General features: G+C 46.0%; 17 protein-coding genes. 6 read left to right on the top strand and 11 right to left on the bottom strand.

The genetic code is table 11. The features are described 5' to 3' along the window. Positions 1-4: 4 nt before the first annotated feature. The 4 genes from ICN17_RS10040 to ICN17_RS10025 form a co-directional block, all read right to left on the bottom strand. On the bottom strand, positions 5-313 hold the full coding sequence (locus ICN17_RS10040) for a chaperone modulator CbpM (protein ID WP_216237449.1): 309 nt from the start codon (positions 311-313) through the stop codon (positions 5-7). A gap of 5 nt (positions 314-318) precedes the next feature. Continuing rightward, entirely contained in the window at positions 319-1299 is a 981-nt protein-coding gene (locus ICN17_RS10035) for a DnaJ C-terminal domain-containing protein (protein WP_216237446.1), read from the bottom strand. 62 nt (positions 1300-1361) lie between these two features. After that, positions 1362-2909 (bottom strand): UxaA family hydrolase, encoded by a 1548-nt coding sequence (locus tag ICN17_RS10030; protein WP_216237444.1) that lies wholly within the window; start codon positions 2907-2909, stop codon positions 1362-1364. A gap of 54 nt (positions 2910-2963) precedes the next feature. Next, positions 2964-3665, bottom strand: coding sequence for a pirin family protein (locus tag ICN17_RS10025; RefSeq protein WP_216237664.1), 702 nt, complete (start codon positions 3663-3665; stop codon positions 2964-2966). Between the two features lie 79 nt (positions 3666-3744). Between ICN17_RS10025 and ICN17_RS10020 the strand changes: the two genes are divergently transcribed. Beyond that, the gene (locus tag ICN17_RS10020) at positions 3745-5196 is read left to right on the top strand and encodes a TAXI family TRAP transporter solute-binding subunit (RefSeq protein ID WP_216237442.1); all 1452 of its coding nucleotides are present in this window, start codon (positions 3745-3747) and stop codon (positions 5194-5196) included. Here the strand turns inward: ICN17_RS10020 and ICN17_RS10015 are convergent, their stop codons facing one another. From ICN17_RS10015 to ICN17_RS10005, 3 genes are all read right to left on the bottom strand, one after another. Continuing rightward, positions 5197-5649: a phosphate-starvation-inducible protein PsiE gene (locus tag ICN17_RS10015; protein WP_087910226.1), complete on the bottom strand. Its 453-nt coding sequence runs from the start codon at positions 5647-5649 to the stop codon at positions 5197-5199. A gap of 108 nt (positions 5650-5757) precedes the next feature. Continuing rightward, positions 5758-7032 (bottom strand): NAD(P)/FAD-dependent oxidoreductase, encoded by a 1275-nt coding sequence (locus tag ICN17_RS10010; RefSeq protein WP_216237439.1) that lies wholly within the window; start codon positions 7030-7032, stop codon positions 5758-5760. Between the two features lie 13 nt (positions 7033-7045). Next, positions 7046-7378 (bottom strand): c-type cytochrome, encoded by a 333-nt coding sequence (locus ICN17_RS10005; protein ID WP_087910344.1) that lies wholly within the window; start codon positions 7376-7378, stop codon positions 7046-7048. 181 nt (positions 7379-7559) lie between these two features. Here ICN17_RS10005 and ICN17_RS10000 point away from each other — a divergent pair, with 181 nt between their 5' ends. The 5 genes from ICN17_RS10000 to ICN17_RS09980 all read left to right on the top strand — a co-directional run bounded on the left by ICN17_RS10000 (position 7560) and on the right by ICN17_RS09980 (position 12770). Next, positions 7560-9281 (top strand): glycosyltransferase family 39 protein, encoded by a 1722-nt coding sequence (locus tag ICN17_RS10000; RefSeq protein ID WP_216237438.1) that lies wholly within the window; start codon positions 7560-7562, stop codon positions 9279-9281. After that, a complete protein-coding gene (locus ICN17_RS09995) occupies positions 9278-10525 on the top strand; it encodes an exo-alpha-sialidase (protein ID WP_216237437.1) in 1248 nt (415 codons plus the stop codon). The genes ICN17_RS10000 and ICN17_RS09995 overlap by 4 nt, the downstream gene beginning before the upstream one ends. Further along, the gene (locus ICN17_RS09990; protein WP_216237436.1) at positions 10525-11145 is read left to right on the top strand and encodes a hypothetical protein; all 621 of its coding nucleotides are present in this window, start codon (positions 10525-10527) and stop codon (positions 11143-11145) included. The genes ICN17_RS09995 and ICN17_RS09990 overlap by 1 nt, the downstream gene beginning before the upstream one ends. 175 nt (positions 11146-11320) lie before the next feature. Beyond that, entirely contained in the window at positions 11321-12382 is a 1062-nt protein-coding gene (locus ICN17_RS09985; protein WP_216237435.1) for a DUF3300 domain-containing protein, read from the top strand. A 19-nt stretch (positions 12383-12401) separates the two neighbouring features. Then, on the top strand, positions 12402-12770 hold the full coding sequence (locus ICN17_RS09980) for a Rap1a/Tai family immunity protein (protein ID WP_216237434.1): 369 nt from the start codon (positions 12402-12404) through the stop codon (positions 12768-12770). A gap of 64 nt (positions 12771-12834) precedes the next feature. On the opposite strand, the gene ICN17_RS09975 is transcribed toward ICN17_RS09980, so the two are convergent. The 4 genes from ICN17_RS09975 to ICN17_RS09960 are packed head-to-tail and all read right to left on the bottom strand — an operon-like array spanning position 12835 to position 17048. After that, positions 12835-13839 (bottom strand): Bug family tripartite tricarboxylate transporter substrate binding protein, encoded by a 1005-nt coding sequence (locus ICN17_RS09975; protein ID WP_370625978.1) that lies wholly within the window; start codon positions 13837-13839, stop codon positions 12835-12837. A gap of 55 nt (positions 13840-13894) precedes the next feature. Next, a complete protein-coding gene (locus ICN17_RS09970) occupies positions 13895-14740 on the bottom strand; it encodes a CoA ester lyase (RefSeq protein ID WP_216237433.1) in 846 nt (281 codons plus the stop codon). 15 nt (positions 14741-14755) lie between these two features. Next, positions 14756-16132, bottom strand: coding sequence for an MmgE/PrpD family protein (locus ICN17_RS09965; RefSeq protein ID WP_216237431.1), 1377 nt, complete (start codon positions 16130-16132; stop codon positions 14756-14758). Between the two features lie 31 nt (positions 16133-16163). Continuing rightward, complete coding sequence (locus tag ICN17_RS09960) at positions 16164-17048, bottom strand: MaoC family dehydratase N-terminal domain-containing protein (RefSeq protein ID WP_216237429.1); 885 nt, start codon at positions 17046-17048, stop codon at positions 16164-16166. Positions 17049-17054 lie beyond the last annotated feature (6 nt).

Below are 17054 nucleotides of genomic sequence, written 5' to 3'. Positions count from 1 at the left end.
CCTCTTATTTAAGATTTAGACGCGCGCGAAGTTGGGCAATTTCGTCTAAGAGATCAAGAGCTAGGGCAACACCGGGAACATTTAATTCCAGATCATGTGTGAGGTGTGCTGCGGTCTTGGCTCTTCTCAAAGAGTCTCCGCTAAAGCGCCAGTCTTCAGGAGATGAGCCTGCAGGACTCAGAACGCCTTCTGATACCCAAGACATAATCAATTCTTGTGGAGTGCGGGAGGCATGTGAGAGCTCAACAATGCTCATGTGAACTTCATTTTCGACAACGCTCGCTTCGATCCAAGTGGTGTTTAACTTTGTCATCGTCATCATCCCTTCAAGTGAGATCTAGGATTGAAATCAAAAGCCTTTTCAAAGTGTTGATAGGCTTCTTTTTGTGAATCTGTATTTGCTGGTGGCAGCGCAATCGTGGGGACTACATAAAGATCACCGGGCTCAGTACTTGGAATACCTTTACCTTTCAGGCGCATCTTGCGACCAGCAACGGTACCTGCTGGGATTTTTAATTCCAATGTTGAGCCTGCTGGGGTTGGCACATTAACAGTAGTGCCCAGAGCCGCTTCCCAAGGGGCAAGTGGAATATCGATAAAGACATCTTTGCCATCAACCCGATAAGTCGTATTCGGCAGGAAATCAATCTCTAAATATAGATCACCTGCAGGACCTTGTCCAATGCCAGGACCACCTTGTCCTGAGAGGCGCAGATTTTGACCAGCCTTAATTCCTTTAGGAATGCTGACGTCTAATTTACGTTCTTGGGTGCTGACGTGTCCACTAGCGTCTTGCACAGGCATATGCAATGAAATAGTCCGCTTAGCGCCGTTATAAGCATCGGCAAGATCGATCAATATTTTGGCGTGATGATCTTGTCCTTTGAAGTTCATGCCTTGGTGTGATTGGCCACCACGACCACCTTGGCGATGTTTATCTCTACCAAAGAGAGATTCAAAGAATTCACTTTGATCACCTTCAAAGCCGCCACCATAGCCTGGGTGGCCACCATTAAAACCATTATCGGAATATTCAAAACCTTCATTCCAATTTGGGGGAGGGGTAAAGTCTTGACCATTTTTCCAATTAGCGCCGAAGCGATCGTATGCTGCGCGCTTCTCGGTATCTTTTAAAACCGCATAGGCCTCGCCGATTTCTTTGAACTGCTCTTCTGCACCAGCTTCTTTATTAACATCTGGATGATATTTGCGAGCAAGCTTGCGGTAGGCAGCTTTAATTTCTGCTTCGGTAGCGGAGCGAGCCACTCCAAGCGTTTCGTAGTAATCCCTAAATTTCATAAGTCTGCATTAATCCTCATACATTGATTCTTACCGAGCTAATGATGAATTCTACAGTTCTATTAGCTCATCACCCCGATTTGCCAAGGAACAAATTCATAGTCTCCGAGGCCGAGCAATTCGCTCTTTGAGGCCTCTCCAGAGGCTGTGCGCAGAAAGAGCTCAAAAATACGTTGCCCCATCTCTTGGACGGAAATGGTTCCGTCCAAAATCTCGCCACAATTAATATCCATATCTTCGGTAAGTCGCTGATACATGGAGGTATTGGTGGCCAGTTTGATGCAGGGAGCAGGTTTGGAGCCAAACATGGAGCCTCTGCCAGTGGTAAAGGCAATTAAGTTTGCTCCACCAGCGATTTGCCCAGTAGCTGATACTGGATCAAAGCCAGGCGTATCCATAAAGACAAAACCTTTGGCCGTTACCGGTTCGGCATATTTGTAGACTTCCATTAAGGGACCAGTACCGCCTTTCATAGAAGAGCCTAGAGACTTTTCAAAGATATTAGCAAGCCCACCAATTTGATTGCCAGGACTGACTTTGCCATTAATCTGTACATCTCTACCAACGGAGTATTCATCTTTCCACCAGCGAATACGTTTGATTAACTTTTCACCGATGGCTTGGCTTGCGGCACGACGGGTGAGGGTGTGTTCCACGCCATAGATCTCTGGCGTCTCTGACAAAATTCCAGTACCGCCGTGGCGAGACAGAATATCGATAGCGGCGCCTAATGCAGGATTAGCTGTAATAGATGAGAAACCATCTGAGCCACCACATTGCAAGCCAACACAAAGATGACTTGCAGAAACGGTTTCACGCTTAGCTTTGTTTGCTTCCGGAAGGAGGGCTTTAACTGCCTCAATGCCAGCCTCAATGGTTTTACGAGTACCGCCAGTTTCTTGCATGATAAAAGTGTGCAGGTTTGTACCTGCGACCAATTCTTCTTGCTCCATTAATCCTTTTAATTGATTACGCTCGCAACCAAGGCCAACAATCAGTGCAGCTGCAAGGTTAGGGTGGCGCGCATACCCAGCCATCGTGCGGCGTAGTAACTCCATTGGTTCACCACTCATTTCCATGCCGCAGCCGATATCGTGACTAAATGCCACTACACCATCAACGTTTGGAAAGTCTTTTAATTTCTCTGGTGTAAACCAGTCGGCAATTCTATTTACTACGGTCGCAGAGCAATTGACAGTGGATAGAATTCCAATGAAATTACGCGTACCCACTTTACCGTTTGGTCTGACATATCCCTGAAAGGTCGCGCGCTCAGACTCTGGCAGCATTTGTGTTGGTTTAAATTCACTAGCGTATGCATAGTCTCGATCAAACTCCCGAAACTCCGTGTTATGACTGTGAACCATGGTGCCAGCTTCAATATCAGTATTAGCAAAGCCAACAGTCACGTTGTATTTCAGGATGGGTTGACCCTTCAGAATCTTTTTGGCGGCAATTTTGTAACCAGCGGGAACCTGGCTGCGACTTGTAAAGTGTTCGCTAGGTACTTCTGTGCCAATACCAATATCAATACGCGCCACCACAATATTATCGTTAGGGTGTAAGCGGATGATGGCGCCAGCCAATTTTTTTCCAGACGTTTCAATCATGTTCTTGTTAGTTCTTGTGTAATGGACTTATCGTAAACCTAGGCTAGCCAGGTTTTAATGACTCAGGTCAAAAAATAGTACTTCCGCATCCTTGCCATCTTGAATTTCTAGGGCAGATTCATTTTCCATGAGTAATGCATCTCCGCCAGCCAGTTTTTGACCATTCACATTCAAAGATCCTTTAATGAGGTGAACATACGCCTTACGCATGGGGTCGAGTTGCAACTGCGCAGATTGGAGTCCATCAAAAAGACCTGCATATATTCTGGCGTCTGCAAATATTTTGACAGATCCATCTTTCCCATCGGGAGAGGCAATTAAAGGCAGCTTGCCTTGTTTGTCGACTAAGGGAATAGTCTTTTGCTCATAGCTTGGTGCAATTTCTAGAACATTAGGTTCAATCCAGATTTGTAAGAAATGGGTTGTTTGGTCTTTGGCATGATTGAACTCGCTATGCGTGACACCCGAACCTGCACTCATGCGTTGAACATCTCCCGGAGGAATACTTTCGATATTGCCCATACTATCTTGGTGCGCTAGTTCACCAGAAAGAACATAGCTAATGATTTCCATGTTCCGATGACCATGTTTCCCAAAACCCATGCCAGCTGCTACACGATCTTCGTTGATGACTCTTAAGTTCCCCCAGCCCATAAATTGGGGGTCGTGATAGCCAGCAAAAGAGAAGGAATGAAAGCTTTTGAGCCAGCCGTGGTCAGCATAGCCTCTATCTTGGGATTTTCTGAGTTGGAGCATAGGTTTACTGGTTTTCGTTGGAGAAATATCAATAAGGACATTATCATTAGCTTTTGCCATTTTTGCAGATTGGTAGTGCATGGGAAGCTTTAAAGAGAATGTAAAAGAAACCTTTCTGGGTCTTTCTGAGAGCGCTCAGGAGAGGTGGACGGACTTCACCCAGTTCCTGCAAGAAACTTGGCCAGTTTTAGTTCTGCTCTTAGCGCTTATAGTGGGTATCGGTATCTATGCAGATCCACCACCACCACGACACGTGATGATAGCAACAGGAACTGCTGGTGGCTCTAGTGAGATATTGGGCAAACGCTATGCAGAGTTTTTTGCCAAGAGAGGGATTACTCTCGAGCTGGTTCCCACAAACGGAGCCCAGGAGAACATTAACCGTTTATCAGATCGAAAAGATCCCTTACAGGCAGCATTTGTGCAAGCTGGGGTTGTTCATACCAAAGATGTGACAGGCATACATTCTTTAGGCGTGATTGCTTATGATCCGATTTGGTTTTTCTATCGCGGACCTGAGCTAAACGCAAAAGATTTTCAGGGTGTAGATGGGCGGTTTAAATATTTCCTCGGTAAAAAAATCTCTATTGGTAATGAGGGAAGCGGCACGCATGCGCAAGCCATCAAGCTTTTGAAGGTCTCGGGATATGAACCCGGGCCAAACTTCGTCAACCTACCAAATGATCAGGCAGTAATAGCATTGCAACAAGGTGAGATCGACGGCGTTTTTATGGTTGATACAAATTATTCGCCTAATGTTCAGGCACTTTTAAATGATCCACAAGTAAAACTTGGAACTTTCGGGAGGGTTGAGGCATATACCAAGCTTATTCCATATCTCAGCATCCTCGAGGTGCCTGAGGGCGCGTTTGATTTAAAGCGCAACTTCCCTAATACTGATCTTAAGCTCCTTGCAACCACCACCAATCTTTTGATTGATGATCGTATGCACCCTGCAATTCAATTTTTGTTTCTTCAGGCCGCTAGTGAAATTAATGGCAAAGCAACTTTCTTTGCCAAACGGGGAGAGTTCCCGTCGTTTAAAAATACGATGCTTCCTGAAAGCCCCGTGGCAATTCACTTTGAGAATAACAACTATCCATTCTTAGTAACCATGCTTTCGTATTTACCGTTTTGGCTCGCAGAGTTGGTAAATCACATTGTATTTATCGTTCTACCATTTTTAATTCTTTCCTACCCGCTTTTGCAAGCTTTGCCAGGTTTTAGAACCCGGCGTATGCAAAATAAGATTAACCGTCTCTATTCTGACTTGAAGGGCTTCGAGCAGGAACTTCTGATTAACTTTGATCTTGGTAAGCTGAATGAATATCTAAAAAGGTTAGACCTCTTAGAGTATCGAGCCCTCAATATCAAGGTATCTAGACGTCTAGCGGGTGAGTACTACTCTTTACGCACCAGTATTGACTATGTGCGCAACTGCCTCAACCGAGGGGTTCAGCCCTACCAAATCGATGAAACATCCGTTGCCCTTGCCGGGCAAGTGCTCACCAAAATGGATCAGCCTGGGTAATTATTCGTTCTCACCCGATTTGCTAGGGTATTTGAATGAGGCATAACGTACTACTGCATTCGCCAAAGCGAGTACGAGAATTGTGATGCCCATATAGAGAATGGGAAGATCAGCCTCATGCTTGGTATTGACTAAGTCAATAATGAGACGGGTTACAGCAGTGATGGCCACATAGATCAAAAATCGAACAGGCATATGATTGGTTTTGAAATATATGCCGACCATTGCACCAATCTCAAGATAGATAAATAGTAAGAGTAGATCTTCAATAGAAGCAGATCCCTTGCTCATCATTCCCATAAAGGCAACGGCAGCTGACCACACTGTTGCCGCGCCAATTCCAAACAAGGCAATGCGATGGAATAGGGAAACAAATAGATTGCCAAGCGGTACTGTCCACTTTTCAATTGTGGCCTCTAATTTAGAAGCGTCTTTTGGTGAGTTTGGGGTCATGCGATTCTCCAGTTTCTAAATGTATTTTTGCCAGTATATTTCTCAATGAGGTTTGGAGGAATAAAAAAGAGGCCAAAAGGCCCCTTTTTTTGCAAATGTTGGCTTTGATCAACCCAAGCTATCAGCCCAAATATTGTGAGCCCAGCCCCAGGCATATACACCCTCAAGGGTAGATGGTGCTGGGGATAGCCCTCCGGAACCAGGAACAGTCTTGAAGGTCTTCTCAGTAGCGTTGTACTGGTGGACGCTAGCGACGTGAACAACTTCACGCTCGTTAACAAAGCTGTAGCAGGTATTAGTGAGAACAGGTGCTGGATTGCCTTCCCAGCCACTTAGCTCAGCCACAATTGCTGCGGCTGCTACTTTAGCGTGTTGGTTAGCCATGTGGCCAGACTTGGGCATTGCTGGTGCAATTTGAATCGAGTCACCTAAGACGTGTATATCTTTCTGCGCTGTAGATTCAAAGTTCAGGAAGTTGACATTAACCCAGCGACCATTGGAATTTGCAAGACCTGTTTTGACTGCAATCTCACCAGCACTCATAGCCGGTAGTAAATTCAATACATCCGCTTTAATGTCATCTTGAACTTCCAGTTTGATTGTCTTGGTTTTTGCATCAACAGCAGTGACGTTGTGCTTTGGTAAATACTCAATCATGCCGGTATATTGCTCAGCCCAAACTTTCTTGAAGAGTCCACCCTTAGAAGTCACATCTTGGTTGGCATCTAAAATCAATACCTTCGATTTGGGTTTATTTTTCTTGAGATAGTTCGCTACTTGGCAAGCGCGCTCATATGGGCCAGGAGGGCAGCGATAGGGTGCCTCTGGAATGCTCAGGGCAAATGTACCGCCGTCGCGCATCGCAGCCAACTGATTATGAAGAGCAACAGTCTCTGCGCCAGCCTTCCATGCTTGCAGAGTAACTCCATCTTTATTAGCTTGCGCCAATCCTTCAATGCTATTCATCATTAAAGTGATCCCAGGAGAAACAATAACTTTGTCATAGCGCAAAGTTTTGCCTGAAGCCAATTTGACAGTCTTCTTGTCTGGATCCATGCTGCTAACGCTATCTTGAATAATCTTGATGCCATGACGCTTGCTCAGATTATCGTAAGGAGAGGTAAGTTCTGCGAGGGTGCGTGAGCCACCCACTACTAAATTCGATAGCGGGCAAGAGACAAAAGAAGCATTTGGCTCAATGAGAGTTACCTTGGCGGTGTTATTTGAAAACAGGCGCAAGTATTTAGCAGCAGTTGCACCGCCGTAACCACCACCAATCACTAAAATTTCTGCCTTCTGTAAATTAGCACGGGCTGTGCCAGAGAAGCCTGCAAGTAAACCCAGCGCTGCTGCGCTCTGACCAATAAAGTGTCGACGATCCATGATGGCTTCCTTATTATTTCTTGCCAAGCTGTTTGGCGATGGTTTCAAGTTGCTCGTCAGAGTAGCCTTTAGCTAACTGCGGCATGATGGTTCCTTCTCGAGCTCCAGATTTAAATGCTTTCAATTGAGCCAGCATTTGCTCGCTAGTGAGGGTATTGATGAGAGGCATTCCACCCTCAGGCACACCTTTACCATCGGTTCCATGACAGTTGGCGCAAGTAGCAGCCAAGCTACGTTTATATAGATTACTAGCATTCGCGTTTTGCGCAAGGGCAGAACCGCTCCATTGGCTAAAGCCGATATAGAGCGCAGCTAGGATTGCGGGTTTGAGATACTTTGCTCGCATGGGGTCCATCTCCATTTGGTTTATTTCTGAATAATGTATTACTTTTTTACTTATCAGCATCTTAAACAAGAAGTTCACAAAAAGTCAGATTTGTCTCAGATGCATTTTTCATAAGCTCATGTGAAAAAGTAGAGCAAGTCAGTTTTCTCCGGCCTTCTTGCAAGCCCTATAAACTACAGGAATGCGAGGTTCATTTTCTTACCGTTCCGCCTTCTTAATCCTACTTTTAGGTGTATTTACCTATCTTTATGGCTTAGATAGTCGATTTGCCCCTAAAAACGGCGATGAATACCCCTATATGCACATTGTGCGGATGACTGCTGATGCTGGAAATTGGCTTCCTTTGCAGTCTGAGATGGACGGCATCAAAAATACCAAGCCACCCCTGATTTTTTGGCAAGGCATAGCCAGTAGTCATTGGGCAAGCGAATGGTCTTTGCTGAACTTACGCTGGCCTAGTGTTCTCTACACAGGGCTGACTGCTTTTTTCTTATTTTTAGCCGTAGGTCGATTTAGTGGAAAAACCCAAACGGGTTTGTTAGCTGCCTTGGTTTGGCTTTCTTTCTTTGCAAGCTATCGGTATGGCCGCCCATTTTTGGCTGATCCACCAGAAGTCTTTTGGATTAGCCTGCCATTTATGGCGCTTCTATATTGGGGCCGGTCTGCGTTTGAATCCAAATTCTTTTTCCCAGTATTGGCGGGTATCTGTTTTGGACTGGCTCTCTTTGCTAAATCGTTTGCTTATATTGCTCCAGCCACATTCGCCCTAGGCCTCTACTATTGGCGCTGGCGGGAGTGGAGTATTCCAAAAACGCTGACTTATGATCTATATAAGATCTTGATCGCTGGAGTTTTAGCTTTAGCGGTCTTTGCTTTGTGGTTTGCTTTTGATCCAAACCCAGAAGCAGTTTGGAAAGAATTTGTGCTGGGCGAGAATGCAGGCAAGTTTGCTGCCCGTAACTCGAACTATCTATTAGACCTCTTGCGTGGGGGCGACAGTATTTGGCTCTTGCTCTTAACAACTCTAGCCAATGCAGGCCTCTTTACTTTCGTATTAATTTCTACTCTATGGCAATGCTGGCGTGGCCGTCGCTTCCTCAATCTAGAGGAAGTTCTGTTATTGCTATTGATCTTTGCATTTTTGATCGTATTTACTTTGCCTAGTCAGCGTTCCGGTCGATATTTATTACCAGTAATGCCAGCATTTGCTGCTTTAATTGCGCTGCATTGGGAGCGCTTGCCTTTATGGGGCTTTCGGATTGCCTTACTGCTCCAGGGAATCATCCTCACACTGCTTTTATGGATAGGAAGCAATCTGCAGTTCTCTGGCTTTATGGGAACGGCTGGCGCCTGGATTTATTCTTACTACCATTGGATCTTGATGGCCGCCAGTCTCATCATCGTGCCGATTGGTTTAATCAAGCCTCACCATGCAAAGACGCTGGCATTGGCAGGATGTTTTCTGACCTACTGTGCGCTCACTAGTAGTCTTACTCCCTTGGAGGGAAAGCTAGGGCGTTATTCAGTCGAAACAATGACTCAAGTTCAAGGTAAAGATGTTTGGATACCTTGCGATTTCCGTGCTAAAGATGAAGAGTATCGTTTGCTGTTACCTGGTGCTAAGTTGCATGGCTATTTAGCCAAAGATGCAGCGAATATAGCTAAGCTCATCAGTTCATATCCCATCGTTGCAGTTCACGCACCGTTTGGATCTCAGCCGGAACTATGCGACTCCTGTCAGATTGTGGGAAAGAGAATGGAGATGCGTGCACGCCACTCTGATGATGAAATTACTCAGATGTTGCAAGGCCAGATCGGCAAACATCTATTTGTAAATGAGTATCTAGTAGTAACCCCAGCGATCGCCCCCGATCTCTCTAATGTGAAGGATGTTTGTAGATGAGTCGTGTTATTGCCCTCTGTTTTTTATTACTGGCTGCAGTAATCGGCTTCTTGCATATTGATAGTCGTCCGGCTTGGGCGCCGTTTGCGACACAGACAGCTACAACAGTTGAAGAAGACTTAGAAGTAGCCATAATCCCAAAATCTAAAAACCAAACTACTTCAAGTAAGGCAATCATTGCGAGCCCCATTGGTACTTGGTTGCCAGAGACAGGCGCTCCCTCAGTACACGCTGCATCTCTGATTGCATTAAACGATGGTGCTGTTCGAGCTTTTTGGTTTGCGGGCAGCCGTGAAGGCGCTGCGGATGTGGTGATTAATAGCGCTGTCTTTGATCCTAAGGCATCAAGTTGGAGCGCACCAACAGTTGTGATGGATAGAGTGGGTGCTGAAAAAGGCTTAATGCGCTATGTCGCTAAATTAGGGAACCCTGTCCCCGCCAGAATGGCTGATGGTCGCTTGCAATTATTTTTTGTCACAGTTTCGATTGGTGGTTGGGCGGGTAGCTCTATATCTAGTCTTATTTCTGATGATGAGGGCTTAACTTGGAGCAATCCACAGCGCTTGATTAGCTCACCCTTGATGAATATAAGCACTTTAGTCAAGTCTCCGGCAGTGACATTTACAGATGGTCGCCTTGGCTTGCCCGCATATCACGAGTGGGTTGGGCGCTTTGGTGAGTTTTTAAGAGTGGAAGCAGGGCAGGTCATTGATAAGCGCCGTATGAGTTCTGGACGCAGCGCTATTCAGCCAATGGTTTTTGTAAATGATGCCCAAGATGCCAGCGCATATTTTCGGCAGGCAAGAAGTGCGGGACTAGCAAAGCAAGTCATTGCTAGTCATACTCAAAGTGCGGGTCAATCCTGGCAGTCAACTACAGATTTACCAATCGCCAATCCCAATTCTGCGGTTGCCGGGCTTCAAATCAATAGCGGCGCCCGTATTTTGGTGCTCAATAATGTTGAAGCAGGTCGATATCGCTTGGTGTTATTGATGGCCGATGCGAAATCAGACCAATGGCAGGTAGTTGAAGTAATAGAAAATGATGAAGCATTACCAGATGGTCAGCGTAAAGAGTTTTCCTATCCATATCTCGTGAGCGTTGATGGTAATGATGCCCATTTGGTTTATACCTGGGATCGCAAGAAGATTCGTCATCGCTATTTCTCGGGGGCTTGGTTAAAGCGTGCTCAGAGCCAGCTTGCTACGACCCAAACAGAAGCTGCTTCTGAGGAGGCTAAATAATGAATAACCTAATGCAAACCTTCGCTTTGATTGAGATGTCCATCACTTGTGCGGCTGTGATGATTTTGCTCTTACAAACAACGTCTCCACAACCATTTCCGGTCATTGCCAAAGTATTGTTGATACTCTTGACTGCTAACCTATTTTTCTGGCCATTAGGTTTAGGTATGGAATTGCCACTTGTTGCCTATGTGCGAGGAGTGGTAGGCGATCTCAGCATCGTTACGATACTCTTGCTATGGACTTCATTGCTGCCCAAGAATAAGCCAGCCCCCTTCGCATTTAAGTTTGCAGTTGCATTGATGGCCATTATTTTTTATCCGCTTGCACTAGGTCTTGGCATGATGGATCCCTATGCTTGGGGTTATGGCTCAATTGCATTTTTCATTGCGGTTTTGTTCTTTGCCCTCGTATGCGGACTTGCCAATTGGAGTAAGGGCGTATGGATTATTGCCATCTCGATTCTGGCTTGGGCAGGACACTGGCATGAGTCTGCCAATCTTTGGGATTACTTGCTTGATCCATTCTTGGCAATCTGGGCTCTGACTGGATTGATCGCGGCGCTTTATAGAAGGCGCAGAGATAAAGCGCGATCTGGTTATTTATTTAGACCGGGTTAATGAGATTCACTCAAAATTCGTAAAAGATGGTGAATTTACTAAGCTATTTGCATAGATCAATATTGAGGTCAGTATGAGACAGGTAAGTCAAAGACGTATTTCTGCATGGAGTAAAAAAAGTGGATTACACATGCTAGTGATAATCGCTTGCGGATCCCTCCTCAATGGATGTGTGATGAATCCTGACCCTTATCAGCAAAGCGGATATTACACCCAGGATCCGAGTTATAACGCAGCTCCACAAACCATTTCATCTGCTCAATTGCAGTCATTGGTTTCTCCAATAGCGCTTTATCCAGATTCCTTGCTCTCGCTGATGTTGCTAGCTTCAACTTATCCGCTAGAGGTAGCCGAGGCTTATAACTGGCGAAACAGTAATGCCTCCCTGAGTGGTGACGCACTGCAAAACGCGCTGAAGGCGCAATCGTGGAACGATAGCGTGAAGTCTCTCATATCGTTTCCACAAGCATTCAATATGCTGGGCAGTAAATTGCAGTGGACTCAAAACCTTGGCAATGCTTATAAGCTCCAAGCTGCCGATACTATGAAAGCAGTACAAGTCTTAAGAAAAAAGGCTCTGAACGCCGGCACACTGAAGTCCAATAAGGAAATCACTGTTACTACAGATGTCAACGGCAATATCTTGATTGCCCCAGCCAATGTCAAAGTGGTTTATATCCCCAGCTATAACCCTACGGTAGTGTATGGACCATGGCCATATCCTGATTACCCACCTTATCCTGCTTATGACCCCGCCTGGGGAATGATGGCTTTTGGTTTAGGTTTTGCGATTGGCGATGATTTTTGGACCTATCCCAATTGGTCTAATGGCACGATTAACTCCACAACCATTAATCCATCTGGACGCATTCCTTCGCGCGCCGTTATTGGTCCCGCTAGCATTGCTAACCAGCAACGTTTACTGAACGACTGGAAAAATAATGCCACTCCACAGGAGAGGCAGGCTGCTCGCACAGATACTCAGCGTGCCAATAGTGCTTTTCAGAAAGACGCGAGCCCACAAGAAAGAGATCAAGCGGCGCGTCTAAATCAAGAGGCGCGTAATGATGCGCAGATGGATAGAGCTAATCCGAATGTATATCGCGAAGCTGCTCAAGAGAATGTTATGCGAGATCAAGCGCGCTTTGATACAGAGCAAGATCGCTCACGAAGTTTTGGAGGAGGTGGTCGTTATGGCGGCTTTGGCGGCGGCCATATGGGTGGATTTAGACGTTAACCTTATCAAGAGAAGAGTCATGAAAAAATTACCAGCAATACTCGCGCTGATTACATCCATCGCGTGCTTTAGTCATAGTGCATATGCGCAAAAAGATCTTCCAGTAAACGATGCGAGCACTGGCGCATTTGTAGAGCTCTGTAAAAATCCAAATGATGAGCAAGGCCGCAGTTTTTGTTTTGGCTTTGGCGAAGGCATATACCAATCGTATTTATCCAATCTCAGTCCAAATGCAAAGCGATCCATCTGCTTTACAAACAAAGGTGAAACTCGCAACGAGATATTGCAAAAGTTTCTGGTATGGAATACGGCAAACCCTCAGTTCAATCAAGAGAGCGCTGCTAAAACCTTAATGAGATTCTTTAGGCAAAGCTACCCCTGTAAATAATCATCTTCGAGAAGTAAAGAAAAAGGCCAGTATATGCTGGCCTTTTATTTGATGCGGGTAATGCTTAGTCTGGAATATTCGCTTTACGAATGACTGGACCCCAAACGTTGATTTCGGTATCAAGATGGTCTTTTAAGCCCTTAGCAGAAACCTTGCTTGCCGGAACAATATCAATATTCGCATCCTCTAAACGCTTTTTCACATCAGGATTATTGAGTGCCGTCTTCAGAGCAGCATTGAGCTTATCTAGAATAGGCTGTGGAACACCTTTTGGAGTGTAGACGCCATGCCAAACTTTCACTTCAAAGCCTTTAAGTCCTTGCTCATTTAAGGTAGGCACATTAGGAATCGCTGGCAAGCGCTTCATAGTAGTTGTACCGAAAGCCTTGACACGGCCATCCTTGATGTAAGGAATGGTTTGAGTAGTTTGATCACAAAGCAAATCGACTTGACCACCCAATAAATCGGTGAGGGCAGGGCCAGTTCCTTTGTAAGGAATGTTAGTAAGCTTTACACCTAGACGACTTTGAAATAACAAGCCGCAAAGTTGGGATACAGCGCCTGGACCAGCATTAGCCATTGTGACTTTTGAGCCATTGGCTTTGATATAGGCTTCTAGTTCTTTAAAGTTGTTTGCTGGTAAATCTTTTTTGCCCAAGAGCACCATTGGAACATCGGCCACTTGACCAACGTATTCAAAGCTAGTCATTGGGTCATAGGGGAGCTTGTCATACAAAGCTTGTGCTGTAGCCATACCCATGTGATGAATATAAATGGTGTATCCATCTGGGGCCGCGCGAGCTACCTTAGTGGAAGCAATCGTGCCGCCTGCGCCAGGAACGTTTTCTACCACCACTGTTTGACCTAATGCTTGACCCATTGGCACTGCAATCAGGCGTGCGATAGAGTCTGTTGGCCCACCTGCGGCAAATGGAACAACTAAGTTAATTGACTTGGTTGGCCAGTCTTTTTGCGCTAAGGCATTGCCGCTCAGCAGTGCGCCAGCGGTGAGTGCTGCAGTGATTCCAGAAAATACAAAATTCTTGATCTTCAATTTGGTCTCCATCATGTTGTTATGCAGGCTTATTCTGCCAGTTTTTGGGTCTTTTGGGGAGGGTTGCTACCTAGTGTTTACCAGCAACCGCAATGGTTCTTTGGGCTAGCAACACTACTGGGCGATCAATCATGCGTCCATCCAGCTTGACTGCACCGCCTTTAGACGCTTTATCAGCATCTATGACACGCTTTGCCCAGGCCACTTCTTCTTCTAAGGGCATGAAGGCAGCTTTGACAATACCCACTTGCTTTGGATGGATACAGAGTTTTCCACCGAAGCCCATCCGCTTAGCGCGCTCAGCATCATCTTGAATGCGGGCGACATCATCGGTCGAAGGCGTAACCCCATCAATAGGAGGGGCAATCTGCGCTACTCGTGATGCCAAGACGATTTGATAGCGGGCCGTCTGTAGTTCAGTTTCTTGTGGATCGCACACCATACCAAGGTCTGCCTGCAAATCTAAATTACCTAATGCAAGACGAATCACTTGGTTGGAGTTGGCTATTTCACGAAGATGATCTAAACCAATGGCAGTTTCAATCATCGGAATTAGTGCGGTATTCGGTAAAACTAGTGCTGCACCATTCATCTCATCAACAGACTCACTCTTTGGAATGAGTAGACAAGCAACATCGAGCGCTTGCGCCAGAATTAAATCAGCCGAGTAAAACTTACTACCCGGGGAGTTGCTGCGAATGACTAAACGCTTCTTTTGTTCAGCAGTAAAGCTGGGCCAAGCTGTCCGAATCGCATTGCGAGCCATATCTTTATCTTCGGCAGCAACGGCATCTTCCAAATCAATAATGACGCCACCGGCACCGCTATCTAGTGCTTTTGCAAAACGCTCAGGGCGAGTGCCAGGTACAAATAAAAAGTTACTGCAAAAACCGAGAGGTGTATCAAGTGGGTTCATATGGAGTGTGGTGAATTAATTACTTGGAAGTAGAGGGCCTACTTTGGCTTGTTTGCGAATATTCCATAAGGAATCAATAGCTTTACTCATCTCAGCAGTGCTCGCACCTTTGCTAAAAGCAGCAAGGCGCATTGCCTTGTCAGTAATCTCAGTGCGACTTAAGGTGTTTCCAGGATCACCTTTGGGCTCATCAACGCGCCCATCCAAAATTTGTCCATTATTGAGGTGCACTTTGACTTTGCCAATCCAGCTTTTTGGGTAGGCGCCATCAACTTCTGGATCCAGAATCATGGTGACGCGATCGCGAAAGAAGCAAATGGCGTCATCCTTAAAGTGATCATCAAATTCTTGCAGGCCAGCAAATTGATAGTGGGCAACTAGAGCAAGCACAGTACCCATTGAAAACTTGGATTGATGCACTGTGGCTGGATTTGTTACGGGGCCCAATACATCAATCGCACCTTGATGTACTAAGGTTTCTACTTTGGCAATGTCGCTAGGCTTGAGTTTGTTAGCTAACATCACTTGTAGTAGCGCATCAGCGGCCGGGTGGGTGTGACGACAGGAAGCATGAAACTTAAAGCTAGTTTCCGCTAAAGCCCAGCGAGTGCCTAATCGATCAACGAGTTTTTTAGGATCTGCATCACTCGACATCCCGGCAGCCAAACCTTGTTTACCTTCAAGGATGTGCTCAGCGCCAGTAAACCCAGCTTGAGCAATATATGCCGACATCAGGCCAGTTGCCGCAGCGTGCGCAGTATGTAGTTGTTTGGAGTCCGCAGCATCACGCAAAAATTCCCAAAGACCAGCGGATTGTGTACCAGCTGAACCAAAGGCATGCAGCATTTGTGCAGGCGATAGTTTTAATAGACGACCAACAGCAGCTGCAGCGGCAATCGTACCTGCAGTACCTGTGGTGTGAAAGACTTTGTAATGGGAGCGTCCCAAAAATTCACCAACCCGAATACCGACTTCATATCCTGCGACTGATGCCACTAACAGTTCTTCACCAGAGGCACCGATTGCTTGGGCGCAAGCTAAAGCAGGCGGAAATACCACGGTAGCTGGATGAAATACCGAACCGTTATGTACATCATCTTGCTCGGCCACATGAGAAGCGGCTGCATTAGCCATCGCTGCCAAAAAAGGGCTAGAGGTTTTACGAGAGATCAGAATTTCTGAGGGACCAGAGTGGCTACTATCAAAACCACCCATGGTTTGCGCAAACTGGGTAATGGTTTCAACGGCGCGCGAGCCTTTGCCAGCAATTGCGGAGCCAAACCAATCTACTAGTAAATCTTCGGCACGGCTCATCACATCACTTGGAATATCGCTCGCTTTTAAATTGGCAGAAAAGCTGGCGAGTTCTAGCGATAAGTGTTCGGTACTCATAAAAAATATCCTCTTAATCTTTACTAGTGCATTAAGCTAAAACAGCAGTGGCTTGCATAGTGAGCCAACCCTCATGATCTTGTGCCCAAATCGCAATCGTCTTACCGCTTGGATCTTTTTCTAAATCCGGTTTAGCAGATACCTTAAAAATATTGATATCAAATGTTGGGCGAATTGCGCGGAACTCAAAACTCTTCAGCTTGCAGCCGGGAATACTTTGACGCACCAGATCTACCAGTAGGGTGGCAATCAAAGGGCCATGCACAATTAATCCTGGATAACCCTCTACTTCAGTAACGTATTTACGATCGTAATGAATGCGATGACCGTTAAAAGTAAGAGCAGAGTAGCGAAAGAGCAGGACATCATCAGGCGTAATCGTTTTTGTCCACTGAGCATCGGTTGGGGCAGGTGTAGGAGCAACTGGTTTGTCATCAGGTCCTGGCGCATCGCGATAAACAATGTCGTGCTCTTCAATAATCGCAAGACCGTTTTGATTTGAGATCTGATGTTGGACTAAGACAAAAATCAAATCACCGGTGCGACCTGCTTTATGAGTAACAGATTCAATTTTAGAAACGCGTTCAATCTCATCGCCAACGGAAAGTCGTGCTAACCATTGAATGCGGCTACCTGCCCACATGCGACGTGGCAGAGGAACGGGCGGTAGAAAGCCACCTCGCTTAGGATGACCATCGGGACCAATTTCAGATTGAGGTGCGTGCGGCAAAAAATAGAGCCAGTGCCACAGCTCAGGCAAGAAAGTGCCCTTACTAGGCGGCAGATCGTCGCGATTTAAGGTTGCCGATAGGGCGCGCACGGGGGCTGCCGTAACGGCATCCTGAAAAGACTCGGTTTTACCGAGCCATTCTTGTAAATGAGAGATGGTTTGAGGTTCGATTCGCATAAGTTCCATTATGCC

This window comes from Polynucleobacter sp. 73C-SIWE (genome assembly GCF_018882465.1).
In the GTDB taxonomy this organism is placed as follows: domain Bacteria; phylum Pseudomonadota; class Gammaproteobacteria; order Burkholderiales; family Burkholderiaceae; genus Polynucleobacter.
The sequence above is the reverse complement of the archived record's forward strand: the minus strand, read 5'-3'. Positions and strand labels throughout refer to the sequence as shown.